Source organism: Chryseobacterium sp. LJ668 (assembly GCF_019613955.1).
GTDB lineage: Bacteria > Bacteroidota > Bacteroidia > Flavobacteriales > Weeksellaceae > Chryseobacterium.
The window spans coordinates 2,972,355-2,996,137 of the sequence record NZ_CP080443.1 but is presented as its reverse complement, the minus strand read 5'-3'; the positions used below and the strand labels follow the sequence as shown (position 1 = coordinate 2,996,137).

Below are 23,783 nucleotides of genomic sequence, written 5' to 3'. Positions count from 1 at the left end.
TACCGATTTTTCGTCATTATCATGATGCTTAACTTTAACGCAAAGTTTACAAGCTTTTTTAACAATTAATTGTTTTTAAGTTCGCAAAGGCGTTTCACTCAGCAAAGAACAAGAAGTTTTAAATAATTAAAGAGGTTACTGATCATCTTTAAAATATTTATCTAAAACCTAATTTCTGTTAACCTATATTAGTTTAACTGAAGATCTTTTCTTACTTCTTCAATTTTATGTTCTAAAGCCTTTAGGGTTGATTTAAAATCTTCTTTTGAGCTTAAATCTTGTTTTACAGAAACATAAAATTTAATTTTTGGTTCTGTACCTGAAGGTCTTACACAAACTTTCGTTCCGTCTTGTGTGTAATAAATCAAAACATTCGATTTTGGAATATCATCCATCACATGTTTTTTATTTTCAGAAACAATAAAATTTGTTTGCTCTTTAAAATCTTTTACTTCTTCAACCGGTGATCCAGCTAAAGATTTGGGAGTATTTTGACGGAAGTTCTTCATCATATTCTGAATTTCTTCTGCTCCGTCTCTACCTTTTTTTGTCACATTAATTAAGCCTTCATAATACATTCCGGTTTGCTGATAAATCTCAATCAGGTATTCGTACATAGTTTTTCCGTTGGCTTTGCACCAAGCTGCTATTTCACAAGCTAAGACAATACTTCCGCAAGAATCTTTATCGCGTACGAAATCTCCGGTCATAAACCCGAAACTCTCTTCGCCACCGCAAATGAATTTTTCCTGACCTTCGAAATCACGGATCATTTTTCCGATCCATTTAAAACCAGTTAAACCAACTTTACAGTCAACACCGAATTTTTCGGCAATATCAAAGAAAATATCTGAAGTTACAATCGTAGAACCGATGAATTCTTTTCCGGTAATTCTACCCTGTTTTTTCCATTGGTCAAGAATATAATACGTTAAAATGGTATTGCACTGATTTCCATTTAATAATTGAATCTCTCCTTCTAAGTTTCTGACTGCAATCCCTAATCGATCACCGTCCGGATCTGTTCCGATCACGATATCGGCATTGGTTATTTTAGCTAAATCCATTGCCATTTCCAAAGCTGCAGGTTCTTCCGGATTGGGAGATTCTACCGTCGGGAAGTTTCCGCTTGGGATCATTTGTTCTTTTACCAGATCAATTTTCTTGAAACCTGCTTTTTCTAAAGCTTGAGGAACTGTCGTGTATGTTGTTCCATGGATTGACGTGAAAACGATATTTAAATTTCCTTTTTCAACATCCTGATAAGTTGAGTTTTCAATACAAGCATCAATATATACTTCATCCTGCTCCTCTCCGATCCATTCGATCAGATCGTCATTTCCTTCAAATTTAATCTCTTCAAATTTCACAGAATATACTTCATTGATAATCGCTTCATCATGTGGCGGAACGATTTGCGCGCCGTCATTCCAATATACTTTGTAGCCATTATATTCAGGCGGATTGTGAGATGCCGTCAACACAATTCCACCGTTGCATTTTCTGTCACGAACGGTGAAAGACAATTCAGGAGTCGGTCTGTGGTTTTTAAACAAAAGAACTTTAATTCCGTTTGCCGTTAAAACATCCGCAACCAATTTCCCAAATTCTTTTGAGTTATTTCTGACATCATATGCTATGGCAACACTAACTTCTTCGCCTGGAAATTGCTGCAACATATAATTTGCAAGTCCCTGTGTTGCTTGACCTAACGTGTACTTATTTAAACGATTGGTTCCAACACCCATAATTCCACGCATTCCTCCTGTACCAAATTCTAATTCTCTGTAAAAAGAATCTTCTAAGTCAGGAGAATTGCTGTCTATTAATGTTTGAACAGCATCCTTAGTTTCTTTATCGAATGTATCACTCAACCAAAGCTGTGCTTTCTCTAATGTTGTCATATTTGTATTTGTAGTCTTTATAGTTTAATTTATTCTTAAACTTTATCAAAAATTTCAACTCTGACAAAGTATTTACTGTAATTTTTTATTCTCCACTTTTGTTGTCTTGTCGACTTTAAAAGCTCTGATTGGGTCATTATAATACACAAATTTCGCTGTATTTTTTACTGTTCCTTTCAGTGTATCTTTCACATTTACTTCTGCATAATTTCCGTTTTGAGAATCTACATTCAGATTTGTAATTTTCCAATACGGAGCAATCAAACTTGCTGTATCAGAGATTTTTATCACTGCATCTTTCGTTTCACCCAAAAAATTTGCACGGCTTCTGTTCAGCATTTCCACTTCTGCTCTTCTTGTGTTCACCGAACCCATAAAAGTAGCATTATTTTTTAAACTGAGCCTAAAATTATCCGTTTTAATTTCGCTTGAAATATTCATTTCAACAGAATCTGAAAGTGAAACTTTCTCTAAATTATATTTAGAATAAATGGTCACATTGTAGAAATCTACACCTTTTGTTTCTCTGCCTTCTTTGATGGAAAGTGTTTTATCATCCACGTCAACATCAAGATTATCAGCAATATTGGGATAGGTTTCAATTTCAACAAAATTTTTCGGACCTCGTGCATAAAAAATACGGAATTTTCCGTCTAAGTCTAAATTCACAAACTCTTCAACGTCAATTTCTTTTTTTTCTAAGTTACCTTTAGGAGAAATTTTTCCGCAGGAAATCAAAGCTAAAAATGGAAGTATATAAAAAATCTTTTTCATCCTATATCACTTCGTCAATATTGTAATTCTTGTGCTCTCTGTTGGTACGGATAATCATTTCGCCTAAAAATCCTGCAATAAAAAGCAGAGTTCCCATAAGCATCATCGTTAAAGCAATGAAAAACCAAGGATTATTGGTAATTAAATGCCCGTAGATTCCTCGTGCAACATCTATTAATTTTGAAACTCCCAGCCAAAGCGCCGAAAGAAATCCTATGATAAACATTAACGTTCCTACAGCGCCAAAGAAATGCATTGGTCTCCCACCAAAACGACTTACAAACCAAAGAGTGACCAAATCTAAAAACCCGCGAACAAATCTTTCAGTCCCAAATTTCGAGGTGCCGTAAGGTCTTGCCTGGTGCGGAACTTCTTTTTCGGTAATTCTTCTGAAACCAGCATTGGCCGCCAAAACCGGAATGTAACGGTGCATATCACCATATACATCAATTGTTTTTACAACTTGTTTTTTATACGCCTTTAGACCACAGTTGAAGTCGTGCAGATACACGCCGGAAACTTTTCTCGCTGCAGCATTAAATAGTTTTGAAGGTACATTTTTCGTCATCACATTATCAAAACGCTTCTTTTTCCATCCGGAAACGATGTCATAATTATCTTCTACTACCATTCTGTACAGCTCAGGAATTTCTTCCGGAAAATCTTGTAGATCGGCATCCATTGTAATGATCACATCACCGTTTGTTCTTTCAAAAGCGGCGTGTAAAGCTTGAGATTTGCCGTAATTTTTGGAAAATTTTATTCCGTGGATCTGCGGATGCTGAACTTTTAAATTCTCGATAATGCTCCACGATAAATCTGTGCTTCCATCGTCAATAAACCAAACTTCGTAAGATAAATTGTTGGTTTTACAGACATTATCAATTCTTGTAAAAAGCTCTTCAAGAGATTCTTCTTCGTTGAGCAACGGAATAACTATAGATAAATTCATTTAAAATCTGATATAAAATTATTGATGAACGCTTCGAGTTCTGAAAAACGCCCCGAAAAATAATGACAAAACTAAGTAAAATAACAGTATTGCTGCAAAATATCCTGAAAAATGGCTGGCTGTAAGCATATCTTTTCCCTTTACCTGCTCCTTGCTGAAACTCTGAATGCTTTTCTGGTAATCTTTTTCTAATTCCTGGATCTCTTTTTCAGATTTTAATCTGGATTTTTCGGCTTCATATGTTTTTACCAATTCACTTTTATTTCTTTCTACAAACTGATAATTAAGTAATGATTTTGCATCAGTATCTACGAAATTTAAAAATAAATAAATACTTACTACAGATAAAAAACCACCGATAAACATGGGTTTGAAAGCTCTGCTAAATGCTTCTTTAAAGCCCATTTTGTGATTATTCCAATGTGATTTTACAGACCAAAAAGCTGTTCCTACATATAAAACAGGTAGCACAAAAGCATTTGCTTTTAATGAAGTCTCAAAAAAAGTTATTCCGGAGAAAAACCAGTATACTGCAAAGAAAATCAGCATTGTAGCTCCAAATAATAAAATTCCTAATGTTGTGGGATTTTTTGTCATACTTTTTATTTTTAGAAAAATTTTTAAAAAATATTGTTCTAGATGTCAGTGTTTTAGCATCATTAAACATTTTTTCAAATCAATTTTCTTTGATATTATTTTTAAATTTATAATTAATTCATATCTTTGCAACGGCAAGTCCTAAACAACCAGCTCCTGAGAACCCTCCAGGGTGGGAACGCAGCAAAGGTAATTGGTCGTAGCGGTGTGATTTAGGTAGCTTGCCATTTTTATTTTATAAGTTAAGAGATTAAGATGATTTATGTAAATTACTTAATCTCTTAATTTTTTGTTATATATCGAAGGTTTCGCCTAATTGTGGAAGAATGAGTTCTACATTCTTTTCTTTAAATTGATTCATCGCATTGTTATGATCAATCTCAATTGCAGGAAATGTATCAAAATGACATCCGATTACTTTTGGAGTATTCAATAATTCTGAAGCTGCGAAAGCCGCTTTTCTTGCACACATTGTGTAATGACCGCCAATCGGAAGGATTGACAAATCTAATTTACCATACAACTGTGGAAACAGCTTCATATCTACCATCACTCCGGTATCACCTGCCAAATAAATGTTTTTACCTTCAGGAAGTCTGAAGATATATCCTACAGGAACTCCACCGTAGCTTCCGTCAGGAAACGAGCTTGTATGATGAGCCGGAACCATAGAGATTTTTAGACCGTCAACTTTTGCCGATCCTCCTAAATTCACATCATCGGTATTTTTAGCATTTTTGAAATAGGCACAGATTTCAGGCTGGCCAATAATTGTAGCTTCAGGATAATGCTGTAAAACTTCTTCTACATCAGCAATATGATCGCCATGAGCGTGAGTTAGTAGAATGTAATCGATTTTCTGTGCAGAAATATCAAATCCTGATTCTGCTTTTTTATAATTGTAAAAAGGATCACACAGAATTGTTTTGTCTTTATAGGTAAACAGGAAGCAGTTTTGTCCTAAATATTGTATTTTCATTTTAATTTATTTTCTTATTTTAATGATATGAAATTGTTGAATTTAAGATTTGATATAATAAGTATGTAAACTGGTATTATAATTATCATTTGAATTATCAACAGCTCTATCGTTGCTTTTACTTTATTAATTAATGTGAAAAAAGCTACAGTAGCATTAACAATCAAAATGCTTAGAATTAGAAAAGGGATCGAATCAATATCTGAATATGCACTTGCATGTAATTGTTTTATAAAATTATATATAATAAATAAAGCTAAAACAATTGATAAAAGAGAAGTTATTTTACAAGCTATATTCATTACTTTTTATTTCTGTGGAAATTTATCTTCAATCAATCCTAGATTGATCCCATGTTCTAAATATGCTTTGCAGCCATCCAGAACTGTTGTAAAGCCACCAGTATTGTCATTGATCATCTTCAGAAGATCTTCACCGGTCTGTTCATAACCGTAACTTTTTATAACAACAAGGGTTCCTTTTTCCATCTTTTTGAATTCGTAATCTACATTTGTTGAAGGTTTTCCCCAGCTTGTTTTGATCATTTGATTTGGAATTATCTGAATAACAATAACTTCTGTTTTTGCGCCGTACATTTCCCATTCCCAGGTAATGGCGTTTCCTTCTTCCAGTTTTCCAGAAGATTTTGTAAACCAAAAATTCGTAGTAATTTCCGGATTGATGAATGCTTCGAAAACCTCTTCAACTGATTTTCTGATCAGCATCTGAGCTTCGACGTAAATAGTATTGGAACTCATGGTATCAAAGTTGTTTATCTAAAAAAATTGAGTCCGATTGCAGTCATAACCGCCATCATGAATGTTAAAATTCCTACCTGCTTTAAAAATGGATCAAGTTGACGTGGTTCTTTGACAGACATTATTTTTCTTCGAAGTCTGGCAAAAGGAATAATCAAAATCATCACAATAAAAACATAGTAATTCTGCGACTGTAAAAATCCGTTTAAAGCTAAAAAGACCAGAATCAAAATTAGAGGAAACTGCAGCAGCACCATTTCGTAGATCATGGCGTTTTTAAAGCCTATTCTCAGCGCAAAGCTATTTTTACCGGATAACCTGTCGCTTTCGATATCTCGCATATTATTGAGGTTAAGAACCGCCATACTCATCATCCCTACAGCTGCTCCCGGCAAAAGCATATCCCAGCTGAATGTTTTAGTAAATAGAAAGTAACTTCCGCATACCGAAACCATCCCAAAGAATATAAATACAAAAATATCCCCTAAACCCATATAGCCATAAGGTTTTTTGCCAATTGTGTAACCAATTGCCGCCAGAATACATGCAACACCCAATCCAATGAAAATATAAAATTCATTCATATAATTTGGAAAAAATGCCAGATATAAAAGTATTATCGTTGCTATAAATGATAAAACAGATAGTAAAATCACTGCATTTTTCATTTGTTTTGCAGAAATTTTTCCTGATGCAACTGCCCTGGATTCTGCTTCACCAATTCTTTTGGCATCGGTTCCTTTTACTCCATCACCATAATCATTGGCATAGTTTGATAATACCTGATATAATAATGTCACCAACAGTGCCAAAGCAAATATTTTCCAGTCCCAGGTTCCGCCTTCGCCCCAAAGCCGCCATTTGGCAATGAACGAGCCCATGATAATTCCGCTAAGGGAAAGCGGTAATGTTCTAAGCCTTGCAGCTTTTATCCAATCTGACATTAAATTTTTATTTAATTATTCTTAGAAATTTCAATTTTATAAATACAGTAATTCAGCAATTTTTTGAGTTTAAAAAAATCTAAAGCGACTATTTTAAACCGCCCTGCAGACGTGTAAAAAGTGATGCTTCCTAAGTTTGTTTTTCTTTGCCAAAAATACTGAGAAATTTTTACAGTCTGAAGCTTTTCTACCTCAAAAGTTTTATGATTTATATCCCAGATTCCAGATTTTAATCTGATAAATCTTCTGTTGTAATATAATTTCAAATTACGGAATGAAATTAAGATAAGAGATTCTGCCAAAAGACCATACACTATGGCTAGAAACAAATAGTTTATCAATATATCTCTACCTATCAGGAAAACAAAAATCAGGGGTAAAATAATCCATTGAAAAGAATTAATTAGAATTAATCTGAAATTTGGCTTTAAATAATTTTCAAAAACCGGATTTTCTTTCCAAATTGTTGAGATCAGTTTTACCTTTTCGCTTCTGCTGATACCAGGGACTGCGGCAACATTTTTTTCTTCTTCCTCGTTTTTTCCAATCTGAAGAAATTTCAGGTAAGAAATATTCATTTTTTTCTGGATCCAGTTTTGAGTTTCGGTAATAACCTGCACTTTCGATTTGTTTACAATCGAATTTCTGGTATTAAACAAACCATACTCAAAAGAAAAACTCTGACTATTTTCGGTGATTTTAAAATTGAAAAATTTAATAATCGTACGTATTGCATTAATCAAAATCCCGGTAAGTATTACAGCTAAAAAAATTCCTAAAATAACCGGAACTGAAAATGCCAAAAACCGAGATTCTATCATGTCATAATTTAACGATGTCTCAAATTCAGCTTTTTTCAGGAAGTTAGTGAGTTCAGAAAAACCATAAATTACCAAACTGATCAATGCAAAAAAGCTTCGAACATAATTTGCAGTAATACCATATTTTAAAATGCTGAAAGTCGAAATGTTGATTGAATGGAGTTCAAGACTTTTTTCTTTCTCTAAAATTTCATCATATTGCTCAGCACTCTTCACAATTCTTTTCACTGTTAAAAGATACTTTTTCAGATCTATAGCATTTTGCTTTGATAATGCAGAAATTTTAACTTCTTTTTCAGCACTTCCCGGAGTATCAATTTCCAGTTTATAAATATTAAAAAAACGATGGATGAAAGGTTGTGTAATATTTACCTCTTGGATGTTATCTTTCTTAATCTTTATTACCGATGTATTGATAATTCCTTCATGAATGACAAATTCTTCATTTTCTTCGTCAATGTAATACTTAAAATGATAGTATTGCAAAATTGCTGAAGTAATTAATATTAAGAAACCTGCAATGATGGCAGAAATAATGATCCAGGATTCCAATTTATCTTTTCTGACAAAATAAAGGATCACGAAAACCCATAAGTTTTTGATCACCATCCCAGAGTTATACAAAAAAAGCAGAACAATTCCTGTTTTTGACTGTCTTTGAGGTTGAAAAAAAGAATTACGCTTCTCTTCCATCTTCTGTTTTTTCTTTCGAAATATTGGTACGGATCAGGTGATTAATTCCTTCTGCAACATCTTGCGGCAAACCATTGATGGAGATATCTCCACCATTTATACCTGCTGTGTAAACCGAAACTGATTTTAAATACAAAATTTTTGAAAACCAGCCCTGTTCTACTTTTATGTGCTGAATCCTGTTAAAAGGAACAATAATTAAAGTTCTCTTTAACCAACCTTGCTGATACACCAAATCTTTTTCGCGTATTGCATATTTTCTGAATTTAAAACCAATCAAAGCATTCAGAAAAAGAATAACAATCAAAAGGAAAAGCACAATTATAATTGCTGAAATCTGTAACAAGCTGAGATTAAGGTAAAAGAAATAAAATGCAGCAGCAAGTGCTCCGACTAGTGCAATTGAAAATATAGCGAGATTGAATAAAATAATTTTCAGATATTTTGGAGAAACGGCTTCTAACTCCAGCTCACTGAAATCCGGAATTTCCAGATCAAAAATCTGAGGATTTTTAAAGTTTTGTTCCATAATTAAATTTTTTCAGCAGGTTTTTCGGATAAGGCAGATCTTTTTGTTATCTAAAAAAAATCGTAAAATCCGAAAGCTTTATACAGTACAAAATAATAGGTAATGAATTGCTCATTACCTATTACTCATTATTCCTATTTAAGAGATCCATTGATCTTTACCGAAATCTGGTTTTCTTTTTTCTAAAAATGCGTTTCTGCCTTCTTTTGCCTCTTCGGTCATGTATGCTAAACGTGTAGCCTCACCCGCAAAAATTTGCTGACCAACCATTCCGTCGTCTGTCAGATTCATTGCAAATTTCAGCATCCTGATCGATGTTGGAGATTTAGCTAAAATTTCCTGAGCCCACTCATAAGCAGTATCTTCAAGTTCTTCGTGAGGAATTACGGCATTAACCATTCCCATTTCCAGAGCTTCCTGTGCAGAATAATTTCTTCCTAAAAAGAAAATTTCACGTGCTTTTTTCTGTCCGACCATTTTAGCCAGATAAGCCGAACCATAACCGCCGTCAAAACTCGTTACATCTGCATCTGTTTGTTTAAATATAGCGTGTTCTTTGCTTGCTAAAGTCAAATCGCAAACCACATGAAGCGAATGACCGCCACCTACAGCCCAACCCGGAACAATTGCAATCACAGCTTTCGGCATAAATCGGATCAAACGCTGAACTTCTAAAATATTCAAACGGTGTCTTCCGTCATCTCCTACATAACCTTGCTGACCTCGAGCATTCTGATCACCTCCGCTGCAAAAAGCCCAGCCCCCGTCTTTTGAACTTGGTCCTTCTCCTGAAAGCAAAACAACGCCTATGGAAGAGTCTTCATAAGCATCATAGAAAGCATCATATAATTCTGAAGTTGTTTTGGGTCTAAAAGCGTTGCGGACCTCCGGTCTGTTGAAGGCAATTCTTGCTACGCCATTGCATTTTTTATAGGTAATATCTTCGTATTCTTTGACAGTTTTCCACTCGATCATTCTGTAAAATTTTTCCCAAATATACGAATTGCAGAGAATTTTTACATTGCTTTTTGATGATAATTATTTGAAATAAGCTTCGAATTTTAAAATAAAAATATCTTTTAAGAAATTTTATAAACAAAAAAACCGAAACAAAATGCTTCGGTTTATATTAATTAAATTATTTAATTTTATTTAGGCTGTTTTGCCTGAAGTGCAGCTTCTTTAGCTTTCATTTCAGTAGCTTTTGCCTGATTTTTCGTAATACCATAGATTTCTCTTAAAGTAGTGACAGCATCTAAACTTTCAGGATTTGTCTGGTGCCATTTTTCTGCATAAGGCAATGCCTTATTGAATCTTTCTCTTCTTGCTTCAATTAACTTCGTAGCTTCATCGGGATTTGATTTTCTCAATGCATTAATGTTTTCAACCGCTTTTGAATCATCCCCAAGTGAGGTATACACTAAATTCTGATAAGAATTGTTAAGCAGTGTTGTGTTAGTTCCCGCAAGTTCAATTGCTTTTTGAAACGATGTAATCGCGTCAGATTCAGTCGCGGGAGTTTTTGCCTGCAGAACACCTAAGTTATACCAATTTGTCGCATCATTAGGATTTTTTGCCAGTTGCTCTTTTAAATTTGCAAGAAATTTATCTGTATTTCCGGTAGCGTATAATGCAGAACCTTGATATTCTTTCAGTTTAGCATTATTAGGATACTTTGCCAATCCCTTTTCTATTAAAGCTAAAGCTTCGTCATTCTTCTTGGCATTGAGAAGTAAAGTAGACAAAGTTTCATACAAGTCTGGCTCGACACTTTTAGTCTGCTCGGTTTTAAAATCTGTATAATCTTTTGAAGAAGATTTTTTCAGTAAATCCCAAGTGTTTTTATCGAGTGTTGTTACTTCACCAGTTTTTACTGCTTTTGCTGAATATTGAGTTTGAACTCCTGTATATCCTGAATTAATTAAATCAGTATAAATTTTGATAGCCTCATCTACATTATTAGCCAATGCATAACTCAAACCAGCATAATACATGTAGATTTTATCGTCTTGTCCACTTGTTTTCATCAAGTTATAAACTTCTAAAAACTTTGGCGCTGCAGCAGAATAATTTTTTGCCTGATAAGCATCCATCGCTGCTTTATTAGAAGCCTGCAATTGCGCATTTACATCTTTTGCATCTTGCTTCTGTCCGAAAACAAAGGCTGATGAAATTATTGCTATACCTAAAATTAGCTTTTTCATAATAACAATTTTTATATTTTTATAAATTAATCTTCTGAGCCTGAATCTTCAGTTTTGTCTTCTGAATTTTCATTTTCCGAATTGTTTTCTACTTCCGGTTGATCACTTTCCTCTCCTAAAATAATCGCTGTTTCAGAACCTTCCAAAAGTTCATCTTCTTCAACTACATCTTTATCCATTTCTACTTTTGCAATGGCTGCAATTTCGTCATTTTTTTTAAGATTGATCATTTTTACACCTTGAGTATTTCTACCCATTACACGCATCTCATTCATATTCATTCTGATAGCAACGCCAGACTTGTTAATAATCATTAAACCATCTTCGTCTGTTACATTCTGAATTGCAATCAGATTACCTGTTTTCTCGGTAATATTTAAGGTGATAACACCTTTTCCACCTCTGTTGGTAATTCTGTAATCTTCTACAGCCGTTCTCTTACCATACCCTTTTTCAGATACTACAAGAACTGTATCGTTCTCCAAATCGTTGACAACAATCATACCAATGGCTTCATCATTATCTTCCATACTGATCCCGCGAACTCCTATTGAACCTCGACCCACTTCTCGTACTTTTGCTTCAGGGAAACGGATACATTTACCATTTTTCGTGGCAATCATGATTTCCGAAGATCCGTTGGTTAGGTAAGCACCTAACAACATATCATTATCTCTGATTTCTATTGCATTTACCCCATTTACTCTTGGACGTGAATAAGCTTCCAAAGACGTTTTCTTAATCGTACCGTTTTTGGTAACCATCACAACGCTCATTTTGTTCACGTACTCCGTATCCTTCAGGTTATTGGTTCTAATATATGCCTTAATCTTATCATCCGGCTCAATGTTGATCAGATTTTGAACAGCTCTTCCTTTAGCCGTTTTAGATCCTTCAGGAATTTCAAATACTCTTAGCCAGTAACACTTACCTTTTTCGGTGAAGAACAACATGTACTGGTGATTGGTCGCAGATACGATATACTCTAAGAAATCTGAATCTCTCGTTGTCGCGGCTTTATTTCCTACACCGCCTCTGCTCTGAATTTTGTATTCTGAAAGCAACGTTCTCTTCACATATCCTGCATGAGAAATTGTAAGAACTACCGCTTCGTTCGGGATAATATCCTCAATAGACATTTCACCTCCTGAATAATCTATTTCTGTTCTTCTTTCGTCGCCGTATTTTTCTTTAATTTCAATTAATTCGTCCTTAATAATCTGGAACCTTCTTGGCTCATTAGCCAAAATATCTTCTAAATTATTAATTTCTTTCATAATTGCCTCATATTCATCACGAATTTTATCAAGCTCCATTCCTGTCAAACGGGCCAAACGAAGGTCTAGAATTGCCTGAGCCTGAAGTTCAGACAAATCAAATTCCTGAATAATTCCCTCTTTTGCAGCCTGTGGATTTGCACTGTGACGAATAATTGCAATGGCTTTATCTAAAGAATCCTGAGTTCCGATCACTTTCATGAAACCTTCAAGAATATGTGCTCTTTCTCTTGCTTTTCTAAGCTCGTACTCTGTTCTTCTTACGATCACAACATGTCTGTGCTCAACAAAATGATGAATAATATCTTTTAAATTCAGCTGCTCCGGTCTTCCATGTACCAAAGCAATATTGTTGACACTGAAAGAAGTCTGAAGCGAAGTATATTTGTACAATAAGTTGAGTACAACATTAGGAATCGCATCGTTTTTCAATTCATAAACGATACGCATCCCGTTTCTGTCTGACTCGTCTCTGATTTCGTAGATGCCGGGAATTTTCTCATCCTTCACCAACTCAGCAGTTCTCGCAATCATTTCAGCCTTGTTAACCTGATAAGGAATCTCAGTTACAATAATTGCATTTCTGTTGTGTACTTCCTCAAAGCTCACTTTTGCTCTCAAAACAACTCTTCCTCTTCCGGTATGGAAAGCATCTCTTACCCCGTCATACCCATAGATAATTCCACCTGTAGGAAAATCCGGAGCAGTGATGTGCTGCATTAACTCATCGATCGTGATTTCTCTGTTATCAATATATGCAGTAATTGCATCCACCGCTTCAGTTAAGTTGTGAGGTGCCATATTGGTCGCCATACCTACTGCGATACCTGAAGTACCATTTACCAAAAGATTTGGGATTTTTGTAGGCATTACGGTAGGTTCCGTTAAGCTGTCATCAAAGTTATTTTGAAAGTCTACCGTTTCTTTATCAAGATCAGAAAGTATTTCGTCTGAAATTTTCTTTAATCTTGCTTCGGTATATCGCATTGCTGCAGGAGGATCGCCGTCCATCGAACCAAAGTTACCCTGCCCATCAACTTGGGGATAACGTAAACTCCATGTCTGGGCCATTCTTACCATGGCATCATATACAGATGAATCTCCGTGTGGGTGGTATTTACCTAATACATCTCCTACGATTCTTGCGGATTTCAGATGTTTTCTGTTTGAAAAAACGTTTAATCCGTACATCCCATACAACACTCTTCTATGAACAGGTTTCAAACCATCTCTTACATCCGGTAAAGCTCTTGAAACAATAACGGACATTGAATAATCAATATAAGATGATTTCATTTCGTCAACAATGTTGATGGGAATCAATCTTTCTCCTTCTCTTTGCATATATAACTTTTATTGTAATGATAATCAGATGTTTAAAAAACAAGCTGAAAACTATTTATTTTGAATATTTAATAACGGGCTAATTTACGAAATTTTTACCGATTTTTGCTGAAGTATTTATCCAAATAATCTTAAAAATTCTTAAAATATGAGCGTATTAAGCATTACTTTCCATTGTACAGAAAACAATATCGAAGAATGGGAGAATTACGTTGACGAAACCTTAATTCTGATGACAGAAAATTTAATGGATGTTGAGAAATATATATTGTCTGAAGTATACAGTGAATACATTGAAGATGGAAAAAACTACAATCTTTTGCTGATGTTTGATGATCATGAAAAACGTGGCGAGTTTATGGAAAGCGAGATGAAAAATATTAGTGAAATTATTGAGAAAAAATTCGGACAGGAGGTTATGATTTTTACCACATCTCTAAATCCTAAAAAAACACGATTTTAACAAAAAATAAGCTCTGAATTATATTTTCAGAGCTTTTCCATTCTTTATTCTTAATGATGTCTTTTATGACCTTTATGCCTTTTATGACCTGCGTGCCCATTGTCGTAATAGTACACTCTCTTTTTTACCTGTCCTGGCGCATAATATCTTGCACTTCCACCGTATATTTTTTTAGCGTGACCCGGCGGCATAGGTCTGCTTCTTGGATGTGGCGGTGCAATGCACGATGCCAACATGACTACCATTAAAAGTACTCCTGTACATTTTATTAAAAACTTCATGTTCTTTCTTTTTTTAAATCTAAATTCAAATGGAACAATGATAATGCCAAATATTACGGAGGTAAAGAATTTAAGTTTAAAAATGACCGCTGCATTACTGCTTATCAAATTATTGTCTCACTTCTCTTTTCAAGCATTACCAAATCTTTCCATTCACCATGCAGCTTACCAACTTTCTCCCGGATTCCAACCATGCGGAAACCGTTTTTTAAGTGAAATTTAATTGAAGCTTCATTTTCAGGGAAAATATTGGATTGTAAAGTCCAGAATCCGTGATTTTCGCTGTCGACAATGAGTTTTTTTAACAAAAGCGTACCTAAACCTTTACCTACTGAATTTTGGTCAAAATAAATGCTTACTTCAGCTACACCTCTGAAACATTCTCTTTTACTTACAGGCTTTAAGGCACACCAACCGATTACTTCAGTGGTTTCATTTTCCAAAACCCACCTGCACTCATTGATGAAACTGGTATTCCAAACCTCAGCGTTGGGAAGTTCAGTATCAAAAGTGGCAATCCCGCTATCTATGCCTTGCTGAAAAATTTCCATGACCCTTGTTTCATCCTTTGGAAGCATTTCTCTTATTTCGTAGTTCATTTTATATAATTAAATTTAAAAGCACCTCAAATGTATACAATTCATAGAATAAAAAAAACTGCTTTTTCAAGCAGTTTAGAGAAGTTCTGTATTTGACTAATTCTGATTATCTGTTGTTAATATCAACCGTTACCGGCATAACATACGATGATGCAATCATATTTTCATTGAGTTTACTGGCATCTATTTTATACTGAAGATGGCTCAAAACACTTTCAATTTCTTTACTCACATTCTTGCAGTCACCTTTTGAACGTACATTAATTATTTTTCCGTTGGCTGCAACATCAAATCTAACTTCAGAATTTACAATTCCTTCTTTATAATCAGAATTCGTAAAATCAAATTGATCAATCAGAAGGCTTTTGATTTCTTTAAATGTATCTTTATTCAACTGCACTTCTTCAATGGTATTGGAAGTTGTCTGAGCTTTCACATTGCCAGCAATTGCTGTTAATCCTAATGCGAAAAGAATAGCAACAAATATTTGGATTTTATTTTTCATATTGATCTGATTTAAATTATTTAATAAACATTTTTAATTCTATATCAAATATATAAAAAATATTCATACGAAATTCACATTGAGTTAACATTGAGTTAACATTAGAATTTAAAAAACTGATATTCAATATATTAAATGTCTAAAATAATTGAATTATTAACATTAGAGATCTCTTTAAACCAAAAAATAGACTAAACTTGAGGTTTAGCCTATGATAATTATCGAGTTTTTTTGAAGATAAAAATTACATTTCCTTCTTCAAGTACTTCCCCGTCAAACTTTTCTTTGACTTAATAATCTCTTCCGGAGTACCTTTCGCAATAATCTCACCACCATATTTTCCTCCTTCAGGTCCTACATCGATGATATGATCTGCTAATTTGATCACATCCATATTATGTTCGATGATGATGAATGAATTTCCTAATTCTACCAATTTATTGATGGCATCCATCAGAATTTTTACATCCTCAAAATGAAGTCCGGTTGTGGGTTCGTCAAGAATATATAACGTGTTTCCGGTTTGTCTTTTTGCTAATTCTGTCGCTAACTTGATACGCTGCGCTTCGCCTCCGGAAAGGGTGGTCGACTGCTGTCCCATCGTAATGTAACCTAAACCAACATCCTGCAAAGTTTTTACTCTTGCAAAAATCTTTGGGATCGGCTGGAAGAAATCTACCGCTTCATCAATTGTCATATCCAAAACATCGGAAATCGATTTTCCCTTGTAACGAACTTCCAAAGTTTCTCTGTTGAAACGTTTTCCGTTGCAGGTTTCGCAATGCACGTATACATCGGGTAAAAAGTTCATTTCAATCACTTTCAAACCACCTCCCTGACAGGTTTCGCATCTTCCGCCTTTTACATTGAAAGAAAATCTTCCCGGCTTGTAACCACGGATTTTAGATTCCGGTAATTCTGAAAATAAATTCCTGATATCGGTGAACATTCCTGTATAAGTAGCAGGATTTGACCGTGGTGTTCTACCAATTGGTGTCTGGTCAACATCTACAATTTTATCGATATTGTCGAGACCCTCAACTTTTTTGTAAGGTAAAGGTTCCTGAACAGCTCTGTAGAAATGTTTATTTAGTATCGGATATAAAGTTCCGTTGATCAGAGAAGATTTTCCGCTTCCTGAAATTCCTGTTACCACCACCAATTTTCCTAAAGGAATCTCAAGGTTTACATTCTTAAGATTATTACCTGTAGCGCCTTTTAAAAGAATACTTTTACCATTTCCTTCTCTTCTGATTTCCGGAATGGCAATTTTTCTTTTTCCGTTGATATAATCTGCAGTAATTGTATCTGCTTTCAGTAAATCTTCCGGTTTTCCCTGCCAAAGTATTTCTCCCCCGAATTTTCCGGCCCTAGGACCAATGTCCAAAACCTCATCGGCTTCCATGATCATATCTTTATCATGTTCTACAACCAAAACCGAATTTCCGATGTCACGAAGATTTTTTAATGATTTAATCAGTCTTTCGTTATCTCTCTGGTGCAAACCGATACTTGGTTCATCCAAAATATACAGCACATTCACCAACTGTGAACCAATTTGTGTTGCGAGGCGGATTCTCTGAGATTCTCCACCGGAAAGCGTTTTTGAACTTCTACTCAGACTTAAATATTCTAAACCGACATCCAATAAAAACTGAAGTCTGGTTTCGATTTCCTTTAAAATTTCGTGAGCGATGATTGCGTTTTTCGGCGAAAATTTATCTTTTACATCCCTTAACCAATCTTTTAAGTCCGATAAGCTTAGACCGTTGATTTCAGCGATATTTTTTCCGTCGATTTTAAAACTTAAACTTCCCGGTTGAAGACGGGTTCCCTTACAGTCAGGACAGGTTTCTTCTGTTGTGAAATGTCTTTCGAGCAATACACCTTCATAAGATTCTTTTTCGTCAATAATTTCTTCCATAAAAGGAATCAAGCCATCAAAACTGATCTTTATTTTTTTGGTAATTCCTGCGTATTTCAGGTCTTTATTAAACTCTTTGTGACAGCCGTTGTACATGTAATCCAAAGCTTCTGACGGAATATCTTTAAATGGAGTCGTCAATCCTAACCCGAAAATTTCAAGTATATTTTTGATCTGTGCTAAAATCCATTTATTCGATTTAATATCTTCCAAAGGCAGTAAACCTCCCTGGTTGATCGATAATTTAGGATTTTCAACAAAATAATCAGTATTGATTTTCTTGATAGTTCCTAAACCTTTACAGCTTGGGCAACTTCCTTTCGGAGAGTTAAATGAAAACGTGTTTGGTTCCGGCAAAGCCAATGAATGACCTGTCTCGGCATCCATTAAATTTTTTGAAAAGTATTCAATTTCTGTACTTCCCAGCTTTTGAATTCCGATTATACCTTCACCCATTTCCATTGCTGTGCGCAGAGATTTCTCCATTCTGGTTTCAGAGGCAGATTCACCAATAATCCAACGATCGATTACAATGTCAATGTCGTGGGTTTTGTAACGGTCTAGCTTTAAGTCATACTCAATATCCTGCAATTCTCCGTCAATTCTCGCCTGTCCGTACCCTTTCTTCGCCATCTGAACAAAAAGTTCGTGGTAATGACCTTTTCTTGAACGCACAACAGGTGCCATCAACATTAGTTTTTCACCTTTGTAATTTTCTTTGATGGTATCCAGAATCTGATCTTCAGTATAGCTCACCAATTTTTTACCTGAAGAGAGTGAATATGCATCAGAAACCCTTGCAAACAAAAGTCTCAGATAATCATAGAGCTCAGTCACTGTTCCCACTGTGGAACGTGGGTTTTTGTTGGTTGTTTTCTGCTCAATAGCAATTACGGGAGAGAGTCCTTCGATTTTATCAACATCGGGACGTTCTAAGCCACCTAAAAACTGACGTGCATATGCTGAAAATGTTTCGATATATCGGCGCTGACCTTCTGCAAAAATAGTATCAAAAGCCAATGACGATTTTCCGCTTCCGGAAAGTCCGGTGATTACAACAAGTTCATTACGCGGAATTTTAACATCAATGTTTTTAAGATTGTGTTCTCTGGCTCCGTAAACTTCTATATATTCTTTTGATTCACTCATAATTTGGGGTGATCTTACATGAAAATCACGATTGGCAAAATTACGGAATTTTATGGAAATTATAGATTTAAAACAAAGAATATTCCTATGCTGAAAAGCCGGGAAATCATTTTGATAACTTTAATTATTTAACTTAAACATTTCGGAAAAACCATCGTTTATTTAAAATTTTTTCAGAATGTTTTCTTTGGTTATTTCAGATTAATTCTCAAAAAAATCTACATCTTCATTAGTGATCATTACCCGATATTCTATTCCGTCAATAGCTTTAGAAACGATTTGATTTCTTAGAATATTGGCCATATTTTCCCAATAGACTCTTCCATAGAATGAATAATTTTGAGGGATCACTTCTACTTCAACAGTACGGACGAAACCTTCTTTCGGTTTGTTACTGATCATGGTTCCTCTTTTTACCCGGACATCCTTGAGTTCGTCTTTCAAAACCATTCTGCAATAGTTTTTCACGTCTTCGAGAGAAATAATTTTATCTCTAGTTGTCAGAGCATATTTGTACGCCTGGATGCTGTCTGAACCTTTTTGTTCTTCGGCGCCGCCAATCGTTTCTGTTAAAAGGATCAAAGATTGGGATTTTAATTGATTGGAAAGCTCTGTCCCAGGGCGCATGTGATTGGCAAAAGTACAGTGCGTAATCCAAAATGCGGCGTAGGTGTGGTCGGTTTTTTCTACCGGCTCCATAATCACATAATTCAATTCTTGTCTAATGCTTCTTCTGGCATTATTTACTTTCTGAACCATCGATTTCATTTTATCAGACATTTCGCTGAGCATGCCTTTCACATTATCACGGTTTAATAGTGAGAAGGCAGCAATCTCATCTCTTGTCAGTTCGAGAACATTAGAAATCATATCGACTGCATTTCTATTGTTGAATCTTTCCATTCCGCCTTTTCTTACGGTGTACAGACCTTTTTTCAGATCATCGGAGGGTGTAAAAGGAATTTCTGTGTACTTTCTCCCTTCACCGTCCTGAACTTCGTCAACGTAGAGAAAATGTTCGCCTTCTTCAGTGATCAACGGGATATTGTTTCCCATGATGTCTAAACTGTATTCCGTTTTTTTCCAGCCTCGGTTGTAGATGGGGAATGCATTTAATACAAATGTGAAATTATCCAAAATTTCAGCTGAAAACTGCGGCGGGAATTCAAAGGTGAGCCATAAAAAGCTTTTCCCGTCGATGTACTTATGAATTTCTTCTCTTCCGTTAAGAAAATCTAAATCCTGAGGTAAAACACCTGTATCAGAAAACAAATCCCTGGAAAGTCCGGCTATTTCAATAAATTTGTGATGATAAATGCTTTTGATATCTTCAATAATCTTTGTTTGAATCGATTGTTCATGAAAAAGCTGCTCATAACCTTCCGCCTGCTCTTTTTTAAGATATGATAAACCTTCTTTTACAAATAAGGGATTTCCGTTACTGGAAACCGTTATGTACGGAAGTAATTTATATACAAAGTCTAAATGCTCAAAAGCAGGATTTGAACAGTACAACCCAAAAGATCGAGGGAATTTTTCATCTGAATATTTTGAAACGTCAATTCCTATTGTTACTTTTCTGTAGTCAGAAGGTCTTCCCTGAAATCTAGATATTGGGATTTTATTTAATCTTTCATCGATGCTATAGCATGTGTTACCAACGAACATGATTGCCGTCTGTGCTTTTATCGTACGAATTCCTGCAATTGGCGTAAAAGGTATATTCAGCTGTTTATCTGATTCTGATTTTACTGTTGAATTCATTTGTTTTCTGAAAAAAAACTCGGTGTGCTCCAATAGTATCTCTGAAGATTCAAAAGGTGCCGTAAAGGCAACAGCATGCGCCGGAATCGGATGGGTATAAATTGAAGGCGTTAAAAGTTTTGCCAGCTTTTCGAGAATTCTTGCATTGACGGTCTGAATTTCGTTATTAGCCTTGAAAACTTCGGTACTGAAAGCATCAATTAAAAGTTTTACAAAAGGATCCAGAGATTGCGGGCTTTTTAATCCCCACACTTTGGTTGCATTCTGCAGCATTCTTGCTTTTACAGATTCTTTGGAATATATATTCTGATCTAAATTCATTTTGTGATAAGATGGTGGTTAATCAATTGACATCGGGCTTAAAAATATTTCAGTAGAGAAACTAAAACGTTCTCCCGTGGCTTCCATTTTTGCATTGATGGCGATTCTTACTTTTTTCTTGATTTCCGTATGTTCTTTGGTATCGTAGCTGTGTTCCACAACTTCTATGTGAGCATCTATCTGTGGCTGGATAATCCGGGGCTCAAAATCATGAATCTGTTTTTTGAGGCTTTTAATAAAAACATTTTCCCATACTGCAGGTGTTACTCCATTGTCAAATTCCAGGTTCCAGACTTCATTTCCGTAACTTTCGTCATACCTGTTTTCACCTTTTTTTGTAGTAATGAGGAGCATGATATTGTGAGCTATGCTTTCTCCCATATCGCAGGTGTCTATACTTCCTCCTTCAGACATCAGTGTAGCTGGAACGAATGGCATTCTGTAATTGGGTGTGTCCATATATCTTATTCTATCTTAAATTTGGTGTCATATGAAAATGAAATACCAAATTAATCATTTTCGGGAAATAATGTGTGAAAATCTGTGAAATATAATCGTTTGTTCAACTTCTTAGCTAAAATTAATTTAAATGCAAATTTCCACAAAGATTGTTGACAACTAACCTCTTTTAAGTTACACAAAACCGTTCCACTTACAAAAGATTATAAAGTTTTCGTTACTTAAAATCGTTTAGTTTGACGAAATGATATTCTATTTAAAATGATTTCTATTTTATTTAAAGATTAAATTCGTCACTACGCTCCTCGCAATGACTATATTCGATTAAATAACGAAAATTTTAGCCCCGATTGAACGGCGTGTTTGAGCTCTTTTCCAGATTTCGGCGGCGGCTTTGCCGCCGCCGAAATCTGGAAAAAGCGAGTAGTGAAAGCGGGACTAAGCTCCTGAAAAATTAAGACTCCGTACTTTTATTCCGATTAATCAAATAATAAACGGGAAGTCCGAGTAAGACAATCAAAAATCCAGGCCAGGTATATTGCTGCTTATAGATCAGAAGAAGAACGCAGAAAACAGTTCCAATCACCAAATAAATGATAGGTGTTATCGGATATAACCATGTTTTGTAGGGTCTTTCGAGATTGGGCTGCTTAAATCTTAAGTAAATCACTCCAAAAACGGTAATCATATAAAAGAGAACGATGACGAACGAAATCATATCTAAAAGATTTCCGTACTGCCCACTAAGGCATAAAACGGAAGCCCAGATTCCCTGCATCCATAAGGCGTTTGAAGGAACATCATTTTTATTGTTTTTGACAGCAGATTTGAAGAATAAACCGTCTTTTGCCATGGTCTGAAAAACTCTTGAACCTGCTAAAATCAATCCGTTATTGCATCCGAAGGTAGAAACCAGGACAAGAACTGCAATAATTACGGTTCCCGCACTTCCGAAAATATTCTGTGAAGCTGCAACCGCTACTCTGTCATTGGCCGCAAATGCGATGGAATCACGATCGATGGCATTTAAATAAACAAAATTCACCGCAATATATAAAAGCATTACTGCAGAAGTCCCTAATATCATTGCTTTCACAACATTTTTCTTTGGATTTTCTATTTCACCCGAAACAAAGGTTACATTTTCCCAAGCAACAGAGCTAAATACCGAACCAACCATTGCAGCGGCAATTCCACCCATTAAAGTCATTCCATCGATAGATTCCCAACCGTTTTTCAGGAAGTTGCCTTGTGAGTCTTTATATGTATTATTAAAAGCATCAGTTCCAAAACTGAAATTTTCTGCAAGATGTGAAAAATCTACGAAAATAAATCCTGCAGCGATTAACCCTAATAAAGCTAATATTTTTGAGCCTGTGAATACATTCTGAAGTAGTTTTCCGCTTTCGACTCCTCTTGTATTAATGTAAGTAAGCAGTAGAATAATGGCTATGGCGAGAACCTGAATCCATGTAATTTGAAATTCGCCGCTCTGAAAGATCGGAGCCGCATCATTTAGAGAAGGAACAAGATATGCCGTAAACTTTCCGAACGCCATTGCTACTGCAGCAATGGTACCGGTCTGAATTACAGTAAACAGGCCCCAACCATATAGAAAACCCATTCTTTTTCCAAAAATTTCTGTAAGATAGGTATATTGTCCGCCTGCTTTAGGAAACAATGCAGACAGTTCACCGTAACTGATTGCTGCAGCTACGGTCATGATTCCGGTGATGATCCAGACAACAATCATCCAGTATCCTGATCCTAAATTCCGCATCATATCTGCGCTTACAATAAAGATTCCGCTACCGATCATAGAGCCCATCACGAGCATGGTAGCATCCCAAAGTTTTAGTTTTTTTTGCATATCCAAATTATTCCCCTCAAATATAGATAAATATGCAATTGTTTTTAATTTTTGTTTTGAAATTAGTATTCAACATATCGTAATCGGCTTTTATTTATACTCAATTCAATTTTTATTATTAATTTTGGGAAAAATATCAATAATGAAATTTAAATCCATATTATTTTTAGTTGCAGTAAGCGCTTCAACTTTAGTATTTTCTCAAGAACAGAAAAAATCTGGCCCTCCTGCAGGAAATGCAATCGTAGGTGATACCTATGGCTCTGTAATTACTTCTACAGAATCTAAAGCAATAACCGTTGAAAAATTGGCTAAAAAGTTGAAAAAAGACAACACAAAAGTAGAAAACGTTACTATAAAAGGTAAAGTAACTGACGTTTGTGATAAGAAAGGCTGCTGGTTGACAATCCAGACAGAAGATGATACCCAGTTTTTCGTAAAAATGAAAGATTATGGCTTTTTCGTACCGACTGCTCTGAAGGGTAAAAATGTAGTTCTGGAAGGAAACGCCGAAAGAAAGGTAACTTCTATTGACGAACAAAAGCATTACGCAGAAGATGCTAAAAAACCTCAGGCTGAAATCGATGCAATCACTAAACCAAAAGAGGAGATCAGATTTGTAGCCAACGGAATTAAAGTCGTTAATTAATCTCAATAAAATTAAAAAAAAGC

The 23,783-nt window shown here is 35.2% G+C and carries 21 protein-coding genes and 1 other RNA gene; 3 read left to right on the top strand and 19 right to left on the bottom strand.

The features are described from left to right. Window positions 1–188 precede the first annotated feature (188 nt). From K0U91_RS13965 to K0U91_RS13950, 4 genes are all read right to left on the bottom strand, one after another. Window positions 189–1,904, bottom strand: coding sequence for a phospho-sugar mutase (locus tag K0U91_RS13965; protein WP_220179183.1), 1,716 nt, complete (start codon window positions 1,902–1,904; stop codon window positions 189–191). A 72-nt stretch (window positions 1,905–1,976) separates the two neighbouring features. Next, window positions 1,977–2,678 carry a GIN domain-containing protein gene (locus K0U91_RS13960; protein ID WP_220179182.1) on the bottom strand — a complete coding sequence of 234 codons (702 nt, stop codon included), beginning with the start codon at window positions 2,676–2,678 and terminating at the stop codon, window positions 1,977–1,979. Between the two features lies 1 nt (window position 2,679). After that, window positions 2,680–3,630 (bottom strand): glycosyltransferase family 2 protein, encoded by a 951-nt coding sequence (locus K0U91_RS13955; RefSeq protein WP_219969143.1) that lies wholly within the window; start codon window positions 3,628–3,630, stop codon window positions 2,680–2,682. 18 nt (window positions 3,631–3,648) lie between these two features. Further along, entirely contained in the window at window positions 3,649–4,227 is a 579-nt protein-coding gene (locus K0U91_RS13950; protein ID WP_219969144.1) for a DUF4199 domain-containing protein, read from the bottom strand. Between the two features lie 132 nt (window positions 4,228–4,359). Between K0U91_RS13950 and ffs the strand changes: the two genes are divergently transcribed. Further along, window positions 4,360–4,457: signal recognition particle sRNA small type (gene ffs / locus K0U91_RS13945), an RNA gene on the top strand. Between the two features lie 62 nt (window positions 4,458–4,519). On the opposite strand, the gene K0U91_RS13940 is transcribed toward ffs, so the two are convergent. The 8 genes from K0U91_RS13940 to gyrA form a co-directional block, all read right to left on the bottom strand. Then, window positions 4,520–5,206, bottom strand: coding sequence for a metal-dependent hydrolase (locus tag K0U91_RS13940; protein WP_220179181.1), 687 nt, complete (start codon window positions 5,204–5,206; stop codon window positions 4,520–4,522). Window positions 5,207–5,514: 308 nt separating this feature from the next. Then, a complete protein-coding gene (locus K0U91_RS13935) occupies window positions 5,515–5,964 on the bottom strand; it encodes an SRPBCC family protein (RefSeq protein ID WP_220179180.1) in 450 nt (149 codons plus the stop codon). 14 nt (window positions 5,965–5,978) lie between these two features. Beyond that, a complete protein-coding gene (gene menA / locus K0U91_RS13930) occupies window positions 5,979–6,908 on the bottom strand; it encodes a 1,4-dihydroxy-2-naphthoate octaprenyltransferase (RefSeq protein WP_220179179.1) in 930 nt (309 codons plus the stop codon). Window positions 6,909–6,919: 11 nt separating this feature from the next. Beyond that, a complete protein-coding gene (locus K0U91_RS13925; protein WP_220179178.1) occupies window positions 6,920–8,422 on the bottom strand; it encodes a PH domain-containing protein in 1,503 nt (500 codons plus the stop codon). Further along, window positions 8,406–8,951, bottom strand: coding sequence for a PH domain-containing protein (locus tag K0U91_RS13920; RefSeq protein ID WP_220179177.1), 546 nt, complete (start codon window positions 8,949–8,951; stop codon window positions 8,406–8,408). Before K0U91_RS13920 ends, K0U91_RS13925 begins: the two co-directional genes overlap by 17 nt. A 138-nt stretch (window positions 8,952–9,089) precedes the next feature. Further along, on the bottom strand, window positions 9,090–9,926 hold the full coding sequence (locus tag K0U91_RS13915) for a 1,4-dihydroxy-2-naphthoyl-CoA synthase (RefSeq protein ID WP_220179176.1): 837 nt from the start codon (window positions 9,924–9,926) through the stop codon (window positions 9,090–9,092). Window positions 9,927–10,099: 173 nt separating this feature from the next. After that, complete coding sequence (locus K0U91_RS13910; RefSeq protein WP_220179175.1) at window positions 10,100–11,155, bottom strand: tetratricopeptide repeat protein; 1,056 nt, start codon at window positions 11,153–11,155, stop codon at window positions 10,100–10,102. A gap of 26 nt (window positions 11,156–11,181) precedes the next feature. Next, window positions 11,182–13,776 carry a DNA gyrase subunit A gene (gene gyrA, locus K0U91_RS13905; protein WP_220179174.1) on the bottom strand — a complete coding sequence of 865 codons (2,595 nt, stop codon included), beginning with the start codon at window positions 13,774–13,776 and terminating at the stop codon, window positions 11,182–11,184. 148 nt (window positions 13,777–13,924) lie between these two features. Between gyrA and K0U91_RS13900 the strand changes: the two genes are divergently transcribed. Then, window positions 13,925–14,239 carry a DUF4286 family protein gene (locus tag K0U91_RS13900; RefSeq protein ID WP_219969153.1) on the top strand — a complete coding sequence of 105 codons (315 nt, stop codon included), beginning with the start codon at window positions 13,925–13,927 and terminating at the stop codon, window positions 14,237–14,239. Window positions 14,240–14,289: 50 nt separating this feature from the next. On the opposite strand, the gene K0U91_RS13895 is transcribed toward K0U91_RS13900, so the two are convergent. The 7 genes from K0U91_RS13895 to K0U91_RS13865 all read right to left on the bottom strand — a co-directional run bounded on the left by K0U91_RS13895 (window position 14,290) and on the right by K0U91_RS13865 (window position 23,111). After that, window positions 14,290–14,520 carry a hypothetical protein gene (locus K0U91_RS13895; RefSeq protein WP_220179173.1) on the bottom strand — a complete coding sequence of 77 codons (231 nt, stop codon included), beginning with the start codon at window positions 14,518–14,520 and terminating at the stop codon, window positions 14,290–14,292. Between the two features lie 104 nt (window positions 14,521–14,624). Continuing rightward, window positions 14,625–15,119 carry a GNAT family N-acetyltransferase gene (locus tag K0U91_RS13890; RefSeq protein WP_220179172.1) on the bottom strand — a complete coding sequence of 165 codons (495 nt, stop codon included), beginning with the start codon at window positions 15,117–15,119 and terminating at the stop codon, window positions 14,625–14,627. Between the two features lie 106 nt (window positions 15,120–15,225). Then, window positions 15,226–15,624 carry a hypothetical protein gene (locus K0U91_RS13885; protein WP_220179171.1) on the bottom strand — a complete coding sequence of 133 codons (399 nt, stop codon included), beginning with the start codon at window positions 15,622–15,624 and terminating at the stop codon, window positions 15,226–15,228. Window positions 15,625–15,868: 244 nt separating this feature from the next. After that, window positions 15,869–18,697 (bottom strand): excinuclease ABC subunit UvrA, encoded by a 2,829-nt coding sequence (uvrA, locus tag K0U91_RS13880; protein WP_220179170.1) that lies wholly within the window; start codon window positions 18,695–18,697, stop codon window positions 15,869–15,871. 201 nt (window positions 18,698–18,898) lie between these two features. Next, window positions 18,899–20,782 carry a type VI secretion system baseplate subunit TssF gene (locus K0U91_RS13875; protein WP_220179169.1) on the bottom strand — a complete coding sequence of 628 codons (1,884 nt, stop codon included), beginning with the start codon at window positions 20,780–20,782 and terminating at the stop codon, window positions 18,899–18,901. An 18-nt stretch (window positions 20,783–20,800) separates the two neighbouring features. Beyond that, window positions 20,801–21,241, bottom strand: coding sequence for a GPW/gp25 family protein (locus K0U91_RS13870; RefSeq protein ID WP_220179168.1), 441 nt, complete (start codon window positions 21,239–21,241; stop codon window positions 20,801–20,803). A gap of 454 nt (window positions 21,242–21,695) precedes the next feature. Further along, window positions 21,696–23,111, bottom strand: a complete 1,416-nt coding sequence (locus tag K0U91_RS13865; RefSeq protein WP_220179167.1) for an APC family permease — start codon at window positions 23,109–23,111, stop codon at window positions 21,696–21,698. A gap of 142 nt (window positions 23,112–23,253) precedes the next feature. Between K0U91_RS13865 and K0U91_RS13860 the strand changes: the two genes are divergently transcribed. After that, on the top strand, window positions 23,254–23,760 hold the full coding sequence (locus K0U91_RS13860) for a DUF4920 domain-containing protein (protein ID WP_220179166.1): 507 nt from the start codon (window positions 23,254–23,256) through the stop codon (window positions 23,758–23,760). Window positions 23,761–23,783 lie beyond the last annotated feature (23 nt).

What these genes read in the sequence shown, in the direction of transcription:
- K0U91_RS13865 (WP_220179167.1), bottom strand. Translation starts at nt 23,111, where the DNA reads ATGCAAAAAAAACTAAAACTTTGGGATGCTACCATGCTCGTGATGGGC.
- K0U91_RS13900 (WP_219969153.1), top strand. Translation starts at nt 13,925, where the DNA reads ATGAGCGTATTAAGCATTACTTTCCATTGTACAGAAAACAATATCGAA.
- K0U91_RS13935 (WP_220179180.1), bottom strand. Translation starts at nt 5,964, where the DNA reads ATGAGTTCCAATACTATTTACGTCGAAGCTCAGATGCTGATCAGAAAA.
- menA (WP_220179179.1), bottom strand. Translation starts at nt 6,908, where the DNA reads ATGTCAGATTGGATAAAAGCTGCAAGGCTTAGAACATTACCGCTTTCC.
- K0U91_RS13915 (WP_220179176.1), bottom strand. Translation starts at nt 9,926, where the DNA reads ATGATCGAGTGGAAAACTGTCAAAGAATACGAAGATATTACCTATAAA.
- K0U91_RS13890 (WP_220179172.1), bottom strand. Translation starts at nt 15,119, where the DNA reads ATGAACTACGAAATAAGAGAAATGCTTCCAAAGGATGAAACAAGGGTC.
- K0U91_RS13920 (WP_220179177.1), bottom strand. Translation starts at nt 8,951, where the DNA reads ATGGAACAAAACTTTAAAAATCCTCAGATTTTTGATCTGGAAATTCCG.
- K0U91_RS13895 (WP_220179173.1), bottom strand. Translation starts at nt 14,520, where the DNA reads ATGAAGTTTTTAATAAAATGTACAGGAGTACTTTTAATGGTAGTCATG.
- gyrA (WP_220179174.1), bottom strand. Translation starts at nt 13,776, where the DNA reads ATGCAAAGAGAAGGAGAAAGATTGATTCCCATCAACATTGTTGACGAA.
- K0U91_RS13950 (WP_219969144.1), bottom strand. Translation starts at nt 4,227, where the DNA reads ATGACAAAAAATCCCACAACATTAGGAATTTTATTATTTGGAGCTACA.
- K0U91_RS13940 (WP_220179181.1), bottom strand. Translation starts at nt 5,206, where the DNA reads ATGAAAATACAATATTTAGGACAAAACTGCTTCCTGTTTACCTATAAA.
- K0U91_RS13870 (WP_220179168.1), bottom strand. Translation starts at nt 21,241, where the DNA reads ATGGACACACCCAATTACAGAATGCCATTCGTTCCAGCTACACTGATG.
- K0U91_RS13910 (WP_220179175.1), bottom strand. Translation starts at nt 11,155, where the DNA reads ATGAAAAAGCTAATTTTAGGTATAGCAATAATTTCATCAGCCTTTGTT.
- uvrA (WP_220179170.1), bottom strand. Translation starts at nt 18,697, where the DNA reads ATGAGTGAATCAAAAGAATATATAGAAGTTTACGGAGCCAGAGAACAC.
- K0U91_RS13860 (WP_220179166.1), top strand. Translation starts at nt 23,254, where the DNA reads ATGAAATTTAAATCCATATTATTTTTAGTTGCAGTAAGCGCTTCAACT.
- K0U91_RS13875 (WP_220179169.1), bottom strand. Translation starts at nt 20,782, where the DNA reads ATGAATTTAGATCAGAATATATATTCCAAAGAATCTGTAAAAGCAAGA.
- K0U91_RS13925 (WP_220179178.1), bottom strand. Translation starts at nt 8,422, where the DNA reads ATGGAAGAGAAGCGTAATTCTTTTTTTCAACCTCAAAGACAGTCAAAA.
- K0U91_RS13885 (WP_220179171.1), bottom strand. Translation starts at nt 15,624, where the DNA reads ATGAAAAATAAAATCCAAATATTTGTTGCTATTCTTTTCGCATTAGGA.
- K0U91_RS13965 (WP_220179183.1), bottom strand. Translation starts at nt 1,904, where the DNA reads ATGACAACATTAGAGAAAGCACAGCTTTGGTTGAGTGATACATTCGAT.
- K0U91_RS13955 (WP_219969143.1), bottom strand. Translation starts at nt 3,630, where the DNA reads ATGAATTTATCTATAGTTATTCCGTTGCTCAACGAAGAAGAATCTCTT.
- K0U91_RS13960 (WP_220179182.1), bottom strand. Translation starts at nt 2,678, where the DNA reads ATGAAAAAGATTTTTTATATACTTCCATTTTTAGCTTTGATTTCCTGC.